The organism is Pseudomonas sp. P4_D7 (assembly GCF_056401755.1).
Window position 1 is genome coordinate 25,083 of sequence record NZ_JBFUIR010000045.1, and the last position, 16,798, is coordinate 41,880.

Annotated in this window: 16 protein-coding genes and 2 pseudogenes; 7 read left to right on the forward strand and 11 right to left on the reverse strand. The window is 60.2% G+C overall.

What is annotated here, in order from left to right; all coding sequences use genetic code 11:
* Positions 1–472: 472 nt before the first annotated feature.
* Together AC1DVF_RS23170 and AC1DVF_RS23175 are read left to right on the forward strand one after the other, a co-directional pair.
* Positions 473–1,432, forward strand: coding sequence for a nucleoside-specific channel-forming protein Tsx (locus AC1DVF_RS23170; RefSeq protein WP_093433884.1), 960 nt, complete (start codon positions 473–475; stop codon positions 1,430–1,432).
* Positions 1,433–1,447: 15 nt separating this feature from the next.
* Positions 1,448–2,470 (forward strand): purine-nucleoside phosphorylase, encoded by a 1,023-nt coding sequence (locus tag AC1DVF_RS23175; RefSeq protein ID WP_477783190.1) that lies wholly within the window; start codon positions 1,448–1,450, stop codon positions 2,468–2,470.
* A 121-nt stretch (positions 2,471–2,591) separates the two neighbouring features.
* Here AC1DVF_RS23175 and AC1DVF_RS23180 read toward each other — a convergent pair whose 3' ends face one another.
* The 3 genes from AC1DVF_RS23180 to AC1DVF_RS23190 form a co-directional block, all read right to left on the reverse strand.
* Positions 2,592–3,548 carry a quinone oxidoreductase family protein gene (locus AC1DVF_RS23180; protein ID WP_477783191.1) on the reverse strand — a complete coding sequence of 319 codons (957 nt, stop codon included), beginning with the start codon at positions 3,546–3,548 and terminating at the stop codon, positions 2,592–2,594.
* A gap of 29 nt (positions 3,549–3,577) precedes the next feature.
* Complete coding sequence (locus AC1DVF_RS23185) at positions 3,578–3,751, reverse strand: DUF1427 family protein (RefSeq protein ID WP_093433877.1); 174 nt, start codon at positions 3,749–3,751, stop codon at positions 3,578–3,580.
* 166 nt (positions 3,752–3,917) lie between these two features.
* The gene (locus AC1DVF_RS23190; RefSeq protein WP_093433875.1) at positions 3,918–4,700 is read right to left on the reverse strand and encodes an AraC family transcriptional regulator; all 783 of its coding nucleotides are present in this window, start codon (positions 4,698–4,700) and stop codon (positions 3,918–3,920) included.
* 136 nt (positions 4,701–4,836) lie between these two features.
* Between AC1DVF_RS23190 and AC1DVF_RS23195 the strand changes: the two genes are divergently transcribed.
* Complete coding sequence (locus AC1DVF_RS23195) at positions 4,837–5,064, forward strand: DUF6555 family protein (RefSeq protein WP_093433873.1); 228 nt, start codon at positions 4,837–4,839, stop codon at positions 5,062–5,064.
* A 39-nt stretch (positions 5,065–5,103) separates the two neighbouring features.
* Complete coding sequence (locus AC1DVF_RS23200) at positions 5,104–5,376, forward strand: hypothetical protein (protein WP_093433871.1); 273 nt, start codon at positions 5,104–5,106, stop codon at positions 5,374–5,376.
* 25 nt (positions 5,377–5,401) lie between these two features.
* Here the strand turns inward: AC1DVF_RS23200 and AC1DVF_RS23205 are convergent, their stop codons facing one another.
* The 3 genes from AC1DVF_RS23205 to AC1DVF_RS23215 form a co-directional block, all read right to left on the reverse strand.
* Positions 5,402–5,560, reverse strand: coding sequence for a metallothionein (locus tag AC1DVF_RS23205; protein ID WP_160058743.1), 159 nt, complete (start codon positions 5,558–5,560; stop codon positions 5,402–5,404).
* Positions 5,561–6,710: 1,150 nt separating this feature from the next.
* Entirely contained in the window at positions 6,711–7,163 is a 453-nt protein-coding gene (locus AC1DVF_RS23210; protein ID WP_093433867.1) for a DMT family transporter, read from the reverse strand.
* Positions 7,164–7,166: 3 nt separating this feature from the next.
* On the reverse strand, positions 7,167–7,652 hold the full coding sequence (locus tag AC1DVF_RS23215) for a DMT family transporter (RefSeq protein WP_460091551.1): 486 nt from the start codon (positions 7,650–7,652) through the stop codon (positions 7,167–7,169).
* 113 nt (positions 7,653–7,765) lie between these two features.
* On the opposite strand from AC1DVF_RS23215, the gene AC1DVF_RS23220 reads away from it, so the two are divergent.
* Positions 7,766–8,701 (forward strand): LysR family transcriptional regulator, encoded by a 936-nt coding sequence (locus tag AC1DVF_RS23220; RefSeq protein WP_127929071.1) that lies wholly within the window; start codon positions 7,766–7,768, stop codon positions 8,699–8,701.
* Positions 8,702–8,923: 222 nt separating this feature from the next.
* Here AC1DVF_RS23220 and AC1DVF_RS23225 read toward each other — a convergent pair whose 3' ends face one another.
* The 3 genes and pseudogenes from AC1DVF_RS23225 to AC1DVF_RS23235 all read right to left on the reverse strand — a co-directional run bounded on the left by AC1DVF_RS23225 (position 8,924) and on the right by AC1DVF_RS23235 (position 12,121).
* Positions 8,924–9,745, reverse strand: a complete 822-nt coding sequence (locus AC1DVF_RS23225; protein WP_371748313.1) for a methyl-accepting chemotaxis protein — start codon at positions 9,743–9,745, stop codon at positions 8,924–8,926.
* A gap of 84 nt (positions 9,746–9,829) precedes the next feature.
* A pseudogene (locus tag AC1DVF_RS23230) lies at positions 9,830–10,606 on the reverse strand (cache domain-containing protein); the annotation flags it as partial.
* A 198-nt stretch (positions 10,607–10,804) separates the two neighbouring features.
* Positions 10,805–12,121: a Na+/H+ antiporter family protein gene (locus AC1DVF_RS23235; RefSeq protein ID WP_093433861.1), complete on the reverse strand. Its 1,317-nt coding sequence runs from the start codon at positions 12,119–12,121 to the stop codon at positions 10,805–10,807.
* A 1,394-nt stretch (positions 12,122–13,515) separates the two neighbouring features.
* Between AC1DVF_RS23235 and AC1DVF_RS23240 the strand changes: the two are divergent.
* Positions 13,516–13,662: pseudogene (locus tag AC1DVF_RS23240) on the forward strand (HAMP domain-containing protein); the annotation flags it as partial.
* A 102-nt stretch (positions 13,663–13,764) separates the two neighbouring features.
* Positions 13,765–14,520, forward strand: coding sequence for a methyl-accepting chemotaxis protein (locus AC1DVF_RS23245; RefSeq protein WP_371857720.1), 756 nt, complete (start codon positions 13,765–13,767; stop codon positions 14,518–14,520).
* 296 nt (positions 14,521–14,816) lie between these two features.
* Here AC1DVF_RS23245 and AC1DVF_RS23250 read toward each other — a convergent pair whose 3' ends face one another.
* Complete coding sequence (locus AC1DVF_RS23250) at positions 14,817–16,130, reverse strand: sensor histidine kinase (RefSeq protein WP_093433857.1); 1,314 nt, start codon at positions 16,128–16,130, stop codon at positions 14,817–14,819.
* Complete coding sequence (locus AC1DVF_RS23255) at positions 16,127–16,795, reverse strand: response regulator transcription factor (RefSeq protein WP_477783192.1); 669 nt, start codon at positions 16,793–16,795, stop codon at positions 16,127–16,129. The genes AC1DVF_RS23250 and AC1DVF_RS23255 overlap by 4 nt, the downstream gene beginning before the upstream one ends.
* Between the last annotated feature and the right edge of the window lie 3 nt (positions 16,796–16,798).

A 16,798-nucleotide genomic window follows, 5' to 3' on the forward strand; every position in this document is an offset into this window, starting at 1 on the left:
GCTACTCCTTGTCGTGGCCAATTTCTTCCTTGAGCGGCGTGCACAAGCAGCGGGCTTATTCGACACGCGAATCAAGACTGCGCCGGTCATTACAAAACCGTTCTATTCCTGACACACGCTAGTCGACGCCCTGCGATGGGGCATTGGTTAAATGGCATTAATACTTTGGTGCTAGAGGCCTCTGCAATCAGCGTTTCAACCACGCAGCGATTAGCCTCGACGAGACTCAAAACTGTGGGAGCGAGCTTGCTCGCGAAGGCGTCGTGTCAGCTCCCACAAGGACCTGCAGGGTGCGCAAAACCGCGTCTGACCGATCAAGCAGGAAATGCAGCAAAACGATCTATTTTTCAGCTTGTTGAAGATTTTGGTACGTCTTGTGCAAACGTTTGCGCAATGGCAATTCCAGCGTTTTCGTAACAAAACCGTACAAGCCCACGGAATCCGGGCCCTGATCCGCAAAAAAGGACTTTGAATGCCCATCGCATGCCCTTTTCGCGCACCTTTCCCGTGCACGCTCGCTGTTTCCCTGCTACTGACCGGCGTTACCGGACTTCTCAGCCCCAGCGCTCTGGCGCAACCGGTCGCCAAGGAAGAATCCGCCCAGGGCGAAGCGCTCAGCCCCGAAGCCAGCCCGCCGAAAAAAGGTGCGTACCTGTCGGACTGGTACAACCAGGATCTGATGCTGATCGGCAGCAAGGACATCAGCTTCGGCCCGCAACCGGCTGATGACATCTATCTGGAATACGAGTACTTCGGCCGCAAAGGCCCGTTCGAGTTATACGGCTACGTCGACATTCCAAAGATCTTCAACATTGGCAATAGCCACGACAAAGGCGTGTGGGATCACGGCTCGCCGGTGTTTATGGAGCACGAACCGCGCATTTCCATCGACTACCTCGCCGGCCGCAGCCTGGCCATCGGCCCGTTCAAGGAATGGTATGTGGCGTTCGACTGGATCTACGACCACGGCAGCCGTAAAGAGAACCGCGCCAACACCCTCTACAGCGGTTTCGGTACCGACATCGACACCCATTCGCGGGTCAATCTGTCGGCCAACCTCTACGGTCGCTATCAGTGGGAAAACTACGGCGCGAGCAACGAATATTCGTGGGACGGCTATCGCGCGCAACTGAAGTACATCGTGCCGATCGACAAATTCAGCAACGGCGCGTCGCTGACCTACATCGGTTTCACCAACTTCGATTTCGGCTCGGACATCCACAAGGACAACCCTGCGCGCACGGCCAACGCAACAGTGGCGACCAACGTCTTGCTCTACTCGTTCACTCACTTGCGCTTCACCCTGGTCGGCCGTTATTTCCACAACGGCGGCAACTGGGAAGACGGCAGCGAGCTGAATTTTGGCGACGGCAACTTCCGCGCACGTTCCAACGGCTGGGGTTACTACGCCGGCGTCGGTTATCAGTTCTGAATCAAGGAGTTTTCCATGCAAGCAATGATGCGTTTGACCCTGGCCGGTGCGGCCCTGCTCTCCTCCACCGCGTGGGCCGCCGAAGCACCGATGCAGCCGAAAGTCGTGCTGATCACCATGTTCGCCCCCGAGGCGCAGCATTGGATCGATCGCCTGGAGCTGAAGCAGGAAATCCGCGTGCCGGGCCTGTCCGCCGAGTACCCGAGCATCCGCTGCAACACGCAGCAGGTGTGCCTGCTGACCACCGGCATGGGCCAGACCAACTCCGCCGCCTCGACCCTGGCCTTGGCCTTGTCGCCGAAATTCGACCTGCGCAAAAGTTACTTCCTGATCGCCGGTATCGCCGGCATCAGCCCGAAACACGGGACTATCGGCACCGCCGCGTGGGCGCATTATCTGGTGGAATTCGGCACGCAATGGGAGATCGATTCGCGCGATGCGCCGTCGAGTTGGCCAACCGGCTACCTGGGCATCAACACCCAAGGCCCGAACGAAAAACCACCGTTGGACTACAAGACCGAAGTCTTTGAACTCAACCCGAAACTGCAGGCCAAGGCATTCGCCCTCAGCCACAAGGTCGAGCTGAGCGAAAACAGGGAATCCGCCGCGTGGCGCCTGAAATACCCGTCGGCCCCGGCCAATCAACCACCGGTGGTGACCCGTTGCGACACACTGGCCGGAAACACCTGGTTCTCCGGCACGCGCTTGAGCGAACGGGCCGAGGTCTGGACCAAGTTGTTGACCGATAACAAGGGCGAATACTGCACGACGCAGCAGGAAGACAACTCCACCTATGAGGCCTTGCTGCGTGCCAGTCGCGAAGGTCTGGTCGACGTACAACGTCTGGCCGTGGTGCGTGCCGGCTCCGATTTTGATCGTCCAGAGCCGGGCGGCAGTGAAGTGAACAACCTGCTCAAGTACGCCGATCAGGGCGGCTTCGTGCCGGCGCTGGAGAACCTCTATCGCGCGGGGAATCCGCTGGTGCAGGACATCCTGAAAAACTGGTCGGCGTGGGAAAACGGTGTCCCGCAATCCTGAGCCCGACACCGATCTACTGTAGGAGTGAGCCTGCTCGCGATCGCGGTGTGTCAGTTGATACATGGGTGACTGATACACCGCGATCGCGAGCAAGCTCACTCCTACACGGGTTTGCGGTGTTTCAGGGGATGAGGATGACCTTGTCACCGCTGCCCTGATTCACATCGGCGTAGCGCGCCAGGCCTTCGGCCAACGGCGCTTCGACCAACCCTTGCGGCAACGGCAGCAAGCCTTCATCAAAGAACCGCCCGAACTGCTCGAGCATCGCCGCACACGCTTCAACGCCATACAACAACGAATTGATCCCGACCACCGACCCGCCTTTGCGATACAACGCCAGTGCCGGCAGTTGCACGTGCCCATCCACCGGCGCGGCGATGATCGCGATCCGGCCGAAGGTGGCCAATGCCGCCACCGACGCCGGGAGCCAGAAACCGGTGGTGTCGAAAATCACATCGGCGCCGCCGCGATACACCGCGTTGACCTGCGCGCCGAGGTCTTCGGGTTTATCCAGCTGGATCGTCTGATAACCCTGCGCCTGTAACTCCGCCACCTGCTCCGGGCGGCGCGCCGCTGCCAGCAACTGCGCACCACGCACTTTCGCCAGGGCCAATGCCGCCGAGGCCACCGCACCGCCACCGATCACCAGCAAACGTGTTTCAGCCGTTACCAGACTGCGTTCCAGCGCATCCCACGCCGTCGTGTACGGCACGCCGAGGCTGGCGGCTTGGGTGAAACTCAGATGCGAAGGTTTGTGCGCCACGCCATTGGTCGACAGTTTGACGAACTGCGCATGGGAGCCGTCGGCAAAAAAGCCCAGCTCACGGCCAGTGCCCCAGACTTCCTGACCGATCAAGGCCTGCGGGCCTTCGACAACGACACCGGCAAAATCCCGACCGGGAATCCGTGGCAGCGTGGTGTAGGGGAAACGACCCAGGACGTTTTTCACATCACTGGGATTCAGGCCGGCAGCCTTGATCTGCACCAGCACTTCGTCGGCGCTGGGTACCGGAGTCGGCACCTCGACGTAGCGCAAGGAAGACAGATCGCCGGTTTTATCGAATTGCAGTGCTTTCATGGGGACATCCACCGAAGGAGAAAAAGAGTTCAGGACAGCCAGCCCGTCACCAGTTGCCGGCCCATCGGCCATAACTGTTCACCGGCAAGCATGCCGAGCAAACCGACCAGTGCGATGGCCGGTGGCGCCGGGGAACGGAAATCCAGCGCGCCATACAGCAGGCCGACGCCCAGACCAATGGCCAGTGAAATCAGGTAGTTCATGGGGAGGAACTCCGCCGTTTGAAGGGAATGGGCAGAGTTTAGGGAACCGGCGGGGATGGCATCGGCCAAGGACTTCTGAATTTCGGACAAGTATCGGATGCACACCACAGAACCCTGTGGGAGCGAGCCTGCTCGCGAATGCGGCATTGGATCTGCGCTGGTTTGATTAATCGTGTTCCACTGCAAATTGTGAGGGCGCCACGCCAAGTTCGCGGCGAAACATGTCGCTGAAACTACTGGGTGAATAGCCGAGCTCCCGGGCAATCACACTCACCGCCACGCCCTGAATCAGTTCCGCCACCGCCGTCGCCAACTGCACCTGCCGCCGCCACTCAGCGAAGCCCATGCCGAGGCTGTCCTTGAACAACCGCGCCAACGTGCGCACGCTGGCCCCGGCATTTGCCGCGTGCTGCTCGAACGGAATCTCCAGCGACGGCGCTGCCATGACCGCCTGGCACAGGTTCATCAAACGCCGATCGGAATCATCCGGCATCGGGATCTTCAACTGTGAACGCCTGGCGCGTTTGAGTTCCAGCAAGGCCAGCCCGACCAACGCCTCGTAGTAGGCCGGTTCACCACTGTCGCCCTGCTCCACCAGCCCGACAATCAACTCGCGCAGCAAACCACCGACCTCGATCACCTGCACCGTCTGATCCAGCGTCGCCGCCAGCGCCGGACGCAGGTAGATATTGCGCATCTGCAAATCCGACACCACCCGAATCCCGTGCGGCACCCCCGGCGGCAACCACACCGCGCGCTGCGGCGGCACCACCAGCGCTTCGTGCGGGGTCTCGACCCACATCACCCCGCTCATCGCATACAGCAACTGCCCCCAGACATGCTCGTGCGGCTCGATAAACAAGCCGCGCGGATACGTGCGTGCCAGCGGTTGCACGGGCACATCGGTATCGCTGAGATCGGGCGGTGCGGCAAGGGCCATGGCGAGCATTCATTGGGGTTGGCGGGGAAACCATGGTAACCAGTGCGCCACGGCGTCGCCAACGATAGAGACCGTCGGACAATCCGAATGAATTTTCCCGGTGCGCCGCGATCCCTCTAATACTACAGGGAGGAATACGGGCTTTATGAACAACGCAAAACTCTATGTCATCGAATACACCCTCCACGGCACGCCCAAGTCCTTCATTATCCGCTCGGACAAGATGGACAATGTCGAGGCGTGGCACTGGGCGAGCTGCGACGCCGGCGTCGGTCGCATCCCGCGCTTTGGCCGTGAGAAGGTGCAGAAGACCAGCAAGCCGATGGCAGAAAAATTCGGCGTGGAAAACGTCGTGTGGCGACCGACCAGCTAAGCTCAGCCTGGTGATCGGCATCATTCGGGGGAATGCACCATGACCAACATCAACAGCCCGGCGCATCTGGACTATGGCCTTGATACGTTGTTCGGGCGTATCACCAAAAGCGTGGATTGCCGCGTTGGGCTGGAGGCGGTCGTAGATGATCCGTATCGCTTTGCCGTGCGAGTGCCAGCACCGCTGCCGGAGGATCTTGACCAGGCGAAAACCGTGGTGGTCAGGGTTGAAGGCCGGCGGCTGCAAGGTACGGTGCGGCATACCGAACGAATGGACGATGAAAGTCTGAAACTGGAAGTGGAGCCTGATTAGGCTCCACTTTTTTATGCGTCGTTCGTCATCCGTGGGCGCATTTACAGCCCTTGGTAGAGCATTCCGCACCGTTCTCATGATGATGGGCGCAAGCCTCGCAGCAAAAATGCTTGCCATGACGCACGACCGGATGCTCGCCGAGCTTGCAATTGCATTTAGGGCAGTCACAGGTTTTATCAGGCATGGGACAGACTCCTTGGGTGGTGGTTGTCTGGGGCTTGAAGGGCAAGCCGTAATACCCAGTGTAGGAGCTGCGGCAGGCTGCGATCTTTTGATTTTGTTTGGGATTGGGGGCATATCCGTTGCTGCGGGTGCTGCCGCTGGCGGTTTCGCTCTTACAGCGACTCACTTTTCCAGACGCCGAAAAGTAAGCAAAAGGCTTTGCCCCTGGCGTACGGCACTTCGCTGAGGCTCAGTGTTCCCTCGCTACGGTGTCCATCCGGGGGCATCGCCTACGGTTTGCTTCGCTGCACCTCCTCTCGATGTATGCGGCTACGCCGCACGGCGCTGCGCGCCTAACCCCCGGATGAACACCTCCGCTCGGCCTGCCGATGGGGCAAAAGATCAAAAGCCGAAGCAAGATCAAGAACCAGATCAAGAGCCCCTCACCCTAGCCCTCTCCCAGAGGGAGAGGGGACTGATTGAGGTGTTTGGGAGAGCTACGCCGATGTGCGATACCACGTTGAACTCAGGCTCTAAAAAGCAAAAAAATCAGCCCCTCGCCATGAGGAAAAGGGGACTAATCGAGGTGATTGGGCGAGCTACGCCGACGTGCGATACCGCGCTGAACTCAGGCTCTAAAAAGCAAACAAATCAGCCTCTCACCCTCCGAGAAAGAGGGGACTGACTGAGATGTTTGGGAGAGCTACATCGAAGTGAAATACCGAGTCGAACTCAGATTTTGAAAAGCCCACAAATCGGCTCCCTCTCCCTCGGGAGAGGGCTGGGGTGAGGGGTGAATCCAACACCAATCCAAAGCCGAACACGCTGTTGCTCCTCACCACTCAACAGGATGAGCGTTAGCTCGGCTGCAGCTCTTGATCTGTAGGGCGACGTCGGAAGGCTGAGTGGAGGGATTGATCCGGGCGTGAGAGCGCAGCGACCGTTTGGCGCAGCCAAACACAGCGGGAGTAGGTGCAGCGAAGCAAACCGGAGACGCTGCGCCCGGATCGATCCCGCAGCGAAGGAACCCCGAGCCCCAGCGAGCGGGCCGCACGTAGGAGCAAGCGTTTTTTTGCTTACTTTTTTTAGGCGTTTGTAAAAAAAGTGAGTCGCCGTAAGGGCGAAACCCTAATCAGCCGTTACCGCAGCAATGGATATGTACGCAACCCAGGTCACCCAGCCTGACGCGAACTCCGATACATAAACACCAAAGCCAACCCCAAACACCCCATCGCCAAAATCCGACTGGAAGAAAGCTCAATCGCCGGATTCCCCAGCCAGCCAAAATTATCAATCAACATCCCCATGCCCAACTGCCCGACAATCACCGCCACCGTCGCCACAGCCGTCCCCACCACCGGCACCGCCCCGACCATCACCATCATGTAGACCACACCAAACAGCGCCCCGGTCAACTGCCACTTCGGCACATCCAAAAGACTCACCGCATGCGCCGGCTCAAAAAACAAAATCAACAACCCGGTCGACACCGCACCGACAACGAATGTCAGCAAACTACTGCGCAACACCCCGACGCTCTCACCCAAACGCCCGTTGATCGCCGCCTGCACACTCAACACCGCACCGGCCAACACCACCACCGCCAACAAAATAACCAGACTCATCACTCACCCCCGCGCAATCAAAACAAGTGCCGCCACAATCAACCCCAACGCCAGCCACCGCTCGGCATTGACCTTCTTGCGCGTCGCGCCGAACCAGCCGAAATGGTCGATCAACACACTCTTGCCAACCTGCCCGGACAGAATCGCGATCATGGTCATGGCAATGCCGATATGCGGCGTGGCCAACGTCAGCACCACTACATACATCGGCCCCAGAAACCCGCCAATCAACTGCCAGCGCGGCAGATCAGTCAGTGCCGGGCCTTTTTGCGGACCGGCGAACAACAGCAGTAAAAACAGAATCGCCGAGCCGACGCCAAAGATGCTCAAAGTCGCCCACAGATGCCCGACCTGCACACCCAAAGGACCGAGCAACCCCGCCTCCACCGACAAGCCCATGCCCGCGATAATCACCAATGGCAGCAGCAACAAGCGCAGCCCTGATTTCGTCGCCGGTGCACTGACACTCACCTCATCCAACGTCTGCATAAACAACATTCCACTCAACTAAACGATCGCGCGTATTATCGACTGGCGAAGCTGTGCGATAAATGGGAGCATCCTGACAACACTTTTGCGCAACCCGCACAGCAGGACACATCATGCACGGGCTCAATGAACTCGGATTCAAGGCACTCAGGCTGTTTGTGGCCGTGCTCGATCACGGCAGCTTTTCCGAAGTGGCCCGCCGCGAAGGCGTGGCGCCCTCCTCGATTTCCCGGCAGATCCAGTTGATGGAACAGGCGCTGAATCAGCAATTGCTCTATCGCCACACCCGAGCAGTGACGCCAACCGAAGCCGGGCGCATGCTCGGTCACCATGCGCGGCTGGTGCTGGTGCAACTGGAGGAAGCCGAACAGGCGCTGCAGGAACAGCAAAGCGAACCCACCGGCCTGGTGCGCATCAACGCCCCGGTAGTATTCGGTCAGCGCCATCTGACGCCGTGGCTGGGCAAGTTGTGCGCGCGTTATCCAAAGCTGCAACTGGATATCCAGCAGACCGACCATTACGTCGACCCGCTGCAAGAAGGCGCCGACCTGTTGTTTCGCATCGGCCCGCTGCACGATTCGAGTATGCAGGCACGGATTCTGGCGCCGCACCGCTTTCAGGTCGCGGCCAGCCCGGCGTATCTCAAACGCCACGGCACACCGCAAAAACCCGAAGATCTCGCGCAACACCAATGCCTCGCCTACAAAGGCGCGACCGGCCAGCAGCGCTGGTTTTTCCGTCGTGATGGTGAAGACTGGACGCCGTACTCGGTGAAAGGCCCGATCACCGGCAACCACGCCGACACCCTCACCCAAGCCGCCGAGCAAGGCCTGGGGCTGGTGATGTTTCCGTCATGGCTGATTGGCGAAGCGGTGCGCGACGGCACGCTGGTGCCGGTGTTGGGGGAGTATCAGGTGTCGAACAGCCTGGAGCCGCAGCAGATTGCGGTGTTGTGGCCGGGGAGCCGCAGGTTGTCGGTGAAGGTGCGGACGGTGATTGATTTCTTTGTCGAATGTTTTGGTGAAGTGCCCTATTGGGATCGTCCCTGAAAACTGAAAATCAAAAGCCCCTCACCCTAGCCCTCTCCCGGAGGGAGAGGGAACTGATTGGGGGATGCTGTGGAATTACGCCGACCTGAAACAGCTTTACCGAATCCATAATCGACCCAATCTTTCAGGTCGATGTACAACGCAAAACACCTCGGTCAGTTCCCTCTCCCTATGGGCGGTCCGACGTTTCGGGAGGGCTAGGGTGAGGGGCTTTTCAGGCTGTCAGATCCGGAACTGCCCAACCAGTTTGCCCAGGCGCTGCCCCAGCTCCGCCAGACTACGCGAAGTCTGCGCACCCAACTGCGTCTCATCGGCCACGCTGTCCACCGCCACCGCAATCTGATGCACGCTGCGGTTGATCTCCTCCGCCACCGCCGTCTGCTCTTCCGCCGCACTGGCAATCTGCGCGTTCATCGAGTTGATCGTCGCGATCAACTCGGCCATGGCATCCAGCGAAGCCCCGGCCTGATTGGCCTGCTGTGAAGTGCCGTCGCCCGCCTCACTGGAACGACGCATGGCTTCAACCGCTTGCTGCGTACCCGCCTGCAAACGATCGATCATCCCCTGAATTTCCTGCGTGCTGATCTGCGTACGGCTGGCCAGCGCCCGCACCTCATCCGCCACCACGGCAAAACCACGTCCGGCCTCACCGGCCCGCGCCGCTTCAATTGCGGCGTTGAGCGCCAGCAGGTTGGTCTGCTCGGCGATCGAACGAATCACCCCGAGCACGCCGACAATCGACGTCACGTCTTGCTGCAGGCTGTCCAGCGACACGCCGCTGCTGCGGATGTCATCGACCAGCGCATGAATCTGCTTGATGCTGCCGGCCACCACGCGTTTGGCGCTCTGGCCTTCTTCGTCGGTCTGCTGAGCGGCGACGGCGGCGTTCTGTGCGCTCTTGGCCACTTCCTGCGCGGCGGCAGACATCTCGTTGATCGCCGTGGCAACCTGATCGGTCTCGTGGCGCTGACGCTCCATCGCCTGATCCGAACGCTGGGCCTGATCGGACACTTGCGTCACCAGACCGGTCAGTTGCGTGGTCATCTCGGTGATCTGCCGCACCAGGCCATGAATCTTGTCGACGAAACGGTTGAACGAGCCCGCCAGTTCGCCAAGTTCATCCTGGCTGGTGATGTTCAGGCGACGCGTAAGGTCGCCCTCACCCGCTGCAATGTCGTCGAGGTTGGCTTTCATCAGGGTCAACGGACGCAAAATGGTATTGGCCAACAGCATCCCCGCCGCCGCGATGACCAACAGCACCACCACCGCGACGCCGACGATGCTCAGCACCACGCCTTGCATACGTTCCTGCACCTGCGCTTCGACCAGCGCCACTTGCGCTTCGATGCCGTCGAGGTTGACCGACGTACCGACCGCCATGTCCCACTTCGCCAGGTATTCGGTGTAACCGAGCTTTGGCACCAGCACGTTGGCGTTGCCCGGCAGTGGCGAGCTGTATTGCAGATAGTGGGTGCCGTCCTTCGCCACACTCACCAGACCACGATTGACGTAGACGCCATTCGGGTCGCGGTTGTCCTTGAAGCTTTTGCCCACGCCTTCGGGGTCGTTGGCCTTGAACAGGCGCACGGTCTCGGAGTCGTAGCCGAAGAAGTAGCCGTCCTTGCCGTAGCGAATGCCCGAGAGCAATTTGATCGCCTGCGCCCGCGCCTCAACGTCACCCGGCGCGGCCGCGTCGTACAGCGGCTTGATCGTGGTCATGGCCACGGCGACGTAGCTTTGCAGAGTGGCTTTGGCATCGCCGAGCAGACGCTCGCGGGTCTGGTCGACCTCTTTGTGCGCTTGCTCCTGGAGGATGAACAGCGTGGTCAGGCTGATGACCAGGGCAAAGAGCAACACCGGGAGAACGGCGAGGGAGAGGACTTTAGCCTTGAGGCTCAGGCGCATTGTGGGAGCTCACTCTTTTGGTTTTATTGGCGTGGTTAAAGGCTTTAACGGCACGTCATTACAAAAGTTGAGCAAAGGTATTACCCCATTCCCCTGTGGGAGCGAGCTTGCTCGCGAAGGCGTCGTGTCAGTCAACCATCAAGTCGCTGATACACCGCTTTCGCGAGCAAGCTCGCTCCCACAGAAGATCGGCGGGGTTCAGAGGACCATCGCGGCCACCCAGCCAAACGCCAGCAACGGCAGGTTGTAGTGCAGGAATGTTGGCACGACGGTGTCCCAGATATGGTGATGCTGGCCGTCGATGTTCAGGCCGGAGGTCGGGCCGAGGGTCGAATCCGACGCTGGCGAACCGGCGTCGCCCAACGCACCGGCGGTACCGACGATGCAGACAATGGCGATTGGGCTGAAGCCCAGTTGCACGCACAGCGGCACGAAAATCGCCGCCAGAATCGGCACCGTGGAAAACGACGAACCGATGCCCATGGTTACCAGCAACCCGACCAGCAGCATCAGCAACGCGCCGACGCCTTTGCTGTGATTGATCCACGACGCCGACGACTCGACCAGGGTCTGCACCTCACCGGTGGCCTTCATCACCTCGGCAAACCCGGACGCGGCGATCATGATGAAGCCGATCATCGCCATCATCTTCATGCCCTCGGTGAAGAGGTCATCGGTCTCGCGCCATTTCACAATGCCCGACACCGAGAAGATCAGGAAACCGACCAGCGCCCCGATAATCATCGAGTCCAGCAGCAGTTGCACGATGAACGCAGCAGCAATCGCCACACCGGCAATCATCAGGCTCAGCGGGTTGTACTGCACCGCCACTTGCTCGACCTGCTCGATCTTCGCCAGGTCGTATACGCGCCGCTTGCGATAGGTGATGAACGCCATCGCCAGGCCGAAGACCATGCCCAGCGCCGGAATGCCCATGGCGTGGGTGACATTGATACCGCTGATGTCGACACCGCTACGGGCAACGTTGGCCAGCAGGATTTCATTGAGGAAGATGTTGCCGAAGCCCACCGGCAGGAACATGTACGGCGTGATCAGACCGAATGTCATGACACAGGCGATCAAGCGGCGGTCGAGTTGCAGCTTGGTCAGTACATAAAGAAGCGGCGGCACCAGCAGCGGAATGAACGCAATGTGGATCGGCAGAATGTTCTGCGAGGCAATCGCCACCACCCACAACAGGCCAATCAGCAGCCATTTGACGCTGCCACCGCCGGTCGAGTGCTGGCGATCGACCATTGCCAGCGCCTTGTCGGCCAGCGCATGAGCCAGGCCGGACTTGGCAATCGCCACGGCGAAAGCGCCGAGCAAGGCGTAGGACAACGCCACCGTCGCGCCACCGCCCAAGCCACTGTTAAACGCCTTGAGCGTGGCGTCGATGCCCAGACCACCGGTCAGGCCGCCGACCAGCGCGCCAACGATCAGAGCGATCACCACATGCACGCGGGACAGGCTGAGCACCAGCATGACGCCGACCGCCGCTATGACTGCATTCATTTCACTTCCTCGAAAAACACTGCGGTGGAAAACCGACCGCCAGACAGAATGAGTCCGCCAAAGCTTAACCGGCGGATTTGCAAAGAGGGTCTTATTAGAAGGGCGCGCACTGTGCCGCAGAGTGGCGGCGGTGTCAAAGCGAGCGCTCCCGGGTGCGTCAATCCGCCATATTGTGTTTCAACGATAAAGAAAGCCGAAACGCGGCCGTTACAGTGCAAAGTCTCAGATATTTATCGAATAAGGACGTCTCCATGTCGCTCAGACAACTTTCCATCCAATGGAAAATCACCCTGCTCGCCGGCCTCTGCCTGGCCGGTATCGTGACCCTGTTGGTAGGTCTTTCGCTGTATCGCATGGAGCACAGTTCTGAACTGGTGAAAGCTTCGAGCATGGAAATGCTCACCGAGTCGGCGCAGGCGCGCATCGAATCGCAAGGGGAAGTGCAGGCGGCCGGCATTCGCCAGCAGTTCATGGACGCCTATCAGTACGGTCACGGCTTCTCGCGGCAGGTGTTGTTCCTGCGCGAGCAGGCCGAGAAGCGCTTTCTCGATGCCTTCGACCTGCGCGAAGACATGACCCGTCAGGTCAAATCAGCGCTGCAAGCCAACCCTGACCTGCTCGGCCTGTCGCTGGTATTCGAAGCCAACGCGCTGGACGGCAAGGATGAACTGTTCGCAGGTCAGGCTGAACTGGGCAGCAACGACAAGGGCCGCTTCGCCCTGTACTGGTCGCAACCAACGCCAGGCAAAGTCACCTCGATGGCCCTGCCGGAAAGCGACATGGCCGACACCAGCACCGGCCCCAGCGGCCAAGCGGCCAATGCCTGGTTCACCTGCCCGCGCGCCACACTCAAGCCATGTGTAATCGAACCGTACTTCTATGTGATCCACGGACAGAAGGTGCTGATGACCAGCATCGTCTTCCCGTTGATGGTCAACGGCAAAGTCATCGCCTCGCTGTCGGTCGACATCAACCTCAACAGCCTGCAAGCGATCAGCCAGGGCGCGAGCAAAAAGCTCTACGACGGCCAGACCGCCGTGAGCATCATCAGCCCCGCCGGCCTGCTCGCCGGGTACAGCCCGGATGCCGGCAAACTCAGCCAGCGTCTGGATGCTGTCGACAAAATCAGCGGCGCCGAACTGCTGAGCAAGCTCGCCTCAAGCACCAGCGTGAGCAGCCTGCACAGCAACGGCCAGTTGAAAGTGCTGTCGCCGTTCCAGCCGATTCCCGGCGGCCCGTCGTGGGGCGTGCTGCTGGATGTGCCGGAAAAAGTCCTGGTCAGCCGCGCCGAAGCGCTCAAGCAACAGCTGGACGCGAGCAATAATTCCGGCACGTTGATCGAACTGAGCCTCGGCGTGCTGGCCGCGTTGATCGGCCTGCTGCTGGTGTGGCTGATGGCACGCAGCGTGACCAAGCCGATCCTCGGCGTGGCGCACATGCTCGAAGACATCGCCAGCGGCGAAGGTGATCTGACCCGCCGTCTGGCCTATGACAAAAAGGACGAACTCGGTCAATTGGCCGGTTGGTTCAACAAGTTCCTCGACAAGTTGCAGCCGATCATTGCCGAGGTGAAACGCTCGGTGCAGGACGCGCGCAACACCGCCGACCAGTCCTCGGCCATCGCCACCCAGACTAGTGCTGGCATGGAACAGCAATACCGTCAGGTCGATCAGGTCGCCACCGCGTCCCACGAGATGAGCGCCACTGCACAAGACGTCGCCCGTAGCGCTGCGCAGGCTGCCGAGGCCGCCAAGGATGCTGATCGCGCTACCCGTCAGGGCCTGACCGTGATCGATCGCACCACGGCGAGCATCGACACCCTCGCTGCCGACATGAGTGCGGCGATGGTGCAAGTCGAAGGGCTGGCGGCCAACAGCGAGAAGATCGGCGCGGTGCTGGAAACCATTCGCGCCATCGCCGAGCAGACCAACCTGCTAGCGCTCAACGCCGCGATCGAAGCGGCGCGTGCTGGTGAAGCCGGACGTGGATTTGCCGTGGTCGCCGATGAAGTCCGCAACCTCGCCCGCCGCACGCAAGAGTCGGTGGAAGAAACCCGTCAGGTGATCGAGCAACTGCAAACCGGCACGCAGGATGTAGTCGGTTCGATGGGCAACAGCCACCGCCAGGCTCAGGGCAGTGTCGAACAAGTCGGCCAGGCGGTGACTGCGCTGCGTCAGATCGGCGATGCGGTGACGGTGATCAGCGACATGAACCTGCAGATTGCCAGTGCCGCTGAAGAGCAAAGTGCGGTGGCCGAGGAGATCAATAACAACGTGGCGACGATCCGCGATGTGACCGAGTCGTTGTCCGGGCAGGCGAATGAGTCGGCACGGGTGAGCCAGTCGCTCAATAGCCTGGCGAATCAGCAGCAGAGTTTGATGGATCAGTTTCGCGTTTGATTTGAAGGTAGTGGGGTGTCAGGTAGATCCTTACCCCCTCACCCCAGCCCTCTCCCCCAAGGGGGCGAGGGGGAAAGGGAGCCGATCTTCGTGCCATTCAAAACTTGAGTCCGTCTCGATATTTCAGGTCACGGGAAAGCTTTTAAAACCTGAGTTCGACTCGATATTTCCGGTCCAGGGAAGGCTTTCAAAACCTGAGTTCAGCTCGGTGTTTCAGGTCGGTGTACCTCGAACAAACACATCGGTCAGTCCCCTCTCCCTCCGGGAGAGGGTTAGGGTGAGGGGCTTTTAGAGGCTCACCGCCGAGGCAACTCAATCACCACTTTCAACCCGCCCCACTCACTCTCGCCCAACACCAGCAACCCGCCCCACGTATCGACAATGTCGCGCACAATCCCCAGCCCCAACCCATGCCCGTGGGTCTGCTCATCCAGCCGCGTGCCCCGGCTGAACACCTCAGCGCGCTGCTGTTCGGGAATCCCCGGGCCGTCATCTTCCACGCTCAGTGCAAAACCATCCGAACGTTCAATCACACTCAGACGCACCTCGGCGTCCGCCCACTTGCAGGCGTTATCCAGAAGATTCCCCAACAGTTCGAGCAAATCCTCACGATCCCACGGCAGTTGCAATCCCGCTGGCGCGACATAACTCAAGGCCAGATGCTCGCCATGAATCATGTTCAACGTCGCCAACAACCCCGGCAGTTCCGCATCACAATCAAACAACGCACCCGGTAGCGCATCACCGGACAGCCGGGCCCGGTTCAGTTCGCGGTTGAGCCGCTGCTGCACTTGCTCCAGCTGCTCCTTGAGCACCTTGCGTAACTCGGGATGCGCATCGAGTTTTTCGCTGGAGGCCAGGCTCAACAACACCGCCAACGGCGTTTTCAATGCATGCCCGAGATTGCCCAAGGCATTGCGCGAGCGCTTGAGGCTGTCTTCAGTGTGCGCGAGCAAATGGTTGATCTGCGCCACCAGCGGTTCCAGTTCCACCGGCACCTGATCATCGAGTTGCGAACGCTGGCCTTGCTGCAATTGCGCGATCTGCTCACGAGCCCTTTCCAGCGGTTTCAGCGCGCGGCGCACGGTCAATCGCTGCAAAAACAGAATCAGCAACAATGCCGCCAGACCGAGACCGAGGCCGATCTGGCGCATGCGCTGAAAGCTCTCGCGCACGGGGGTGTAATCCTGCGCGACGCTGATCGAAATCGATTGGCCCAGGCGCCGATAATCCGAGCGCAGCACCAGCAACTGCTGACCGTCCGGCCCCAGTTGCAGATTGCTGTGCAACCCGGGATGGTCGAGCAGCGGCAGGTCCTGATCCCACAACGAGCGTGAACGCCAGTGGCTGTCGGCAAAATCGATACGGAAGTAGTGCCCGGAAAACGGCCGCTGATAGGCCGGGGACAGATGCCTTTCATCCAGTTGCAGCCCTTGCGGGCCACGGACCAGCGCCACCAACAAGCTCTCGCTGTCGTTGCGCAGGCCGGCTTCGAGGTAGCGCTGCAAACCCACTTCGAACAACCACAGACTGGTTTGCGCCACCACCACACCGACGACCACCATCACGCTGATCAGACCCAGACTCAAGCGGCGCTGGATCGACCTCACGAAGCTTGTCCGCCAAACAGGTAACCCTGGCCGCGACGGGTTTCGATCACGCTTTTGCCGAGCTTGCGCCGCAGGTGGTTGACGTGCACTTCGAGGACGTTGGAATCACGCTCGGTTTCACCGTCGTAGAGGTGTTCGGCGAGGTGGCTTTTGGAGAGGATCTGCTCCGGGTGCAGCATGAAATAACGCAGCAGACGGAACTCGGCGGCGGTCAGTTGAATATCGGCGCCGTCGCGAACCACGCATTGCCGACCCTCGTCCAGATGCAGACCGGCCGCCTGCAATGTCGGCTGATTGGCCTGGCCTTTGGAGCGGCGCAGCAGCGATTGAATGCGCAGTTGCAGCTCTTCGGGGTGAAACGGTTTGGTCAGGTAATCGTCGGCACCGGCCTTCAGGCCTTCGATGCGCTCGGCCCAGGAATCGCGCGCCGTGAGAATCAGCACCGGAATCGCCAGACTGCTGGCGCGCCATTGCGCCAGCACCTCAAGCCCCGGCACGCCGGGCAGGCCGAGGTCGAGAATGATCAGGTCATACGGCTCACTACTGCCCTGATACAACGCATCACGACCGTCCGCCAGCCAATCGACCGCGTAACCTTGCCGTTGCAGGCCGGCGAGCAATTCGTCGGCCAGCGGTACGTGGTCTTCCACCAATAGCAAACGCATCGA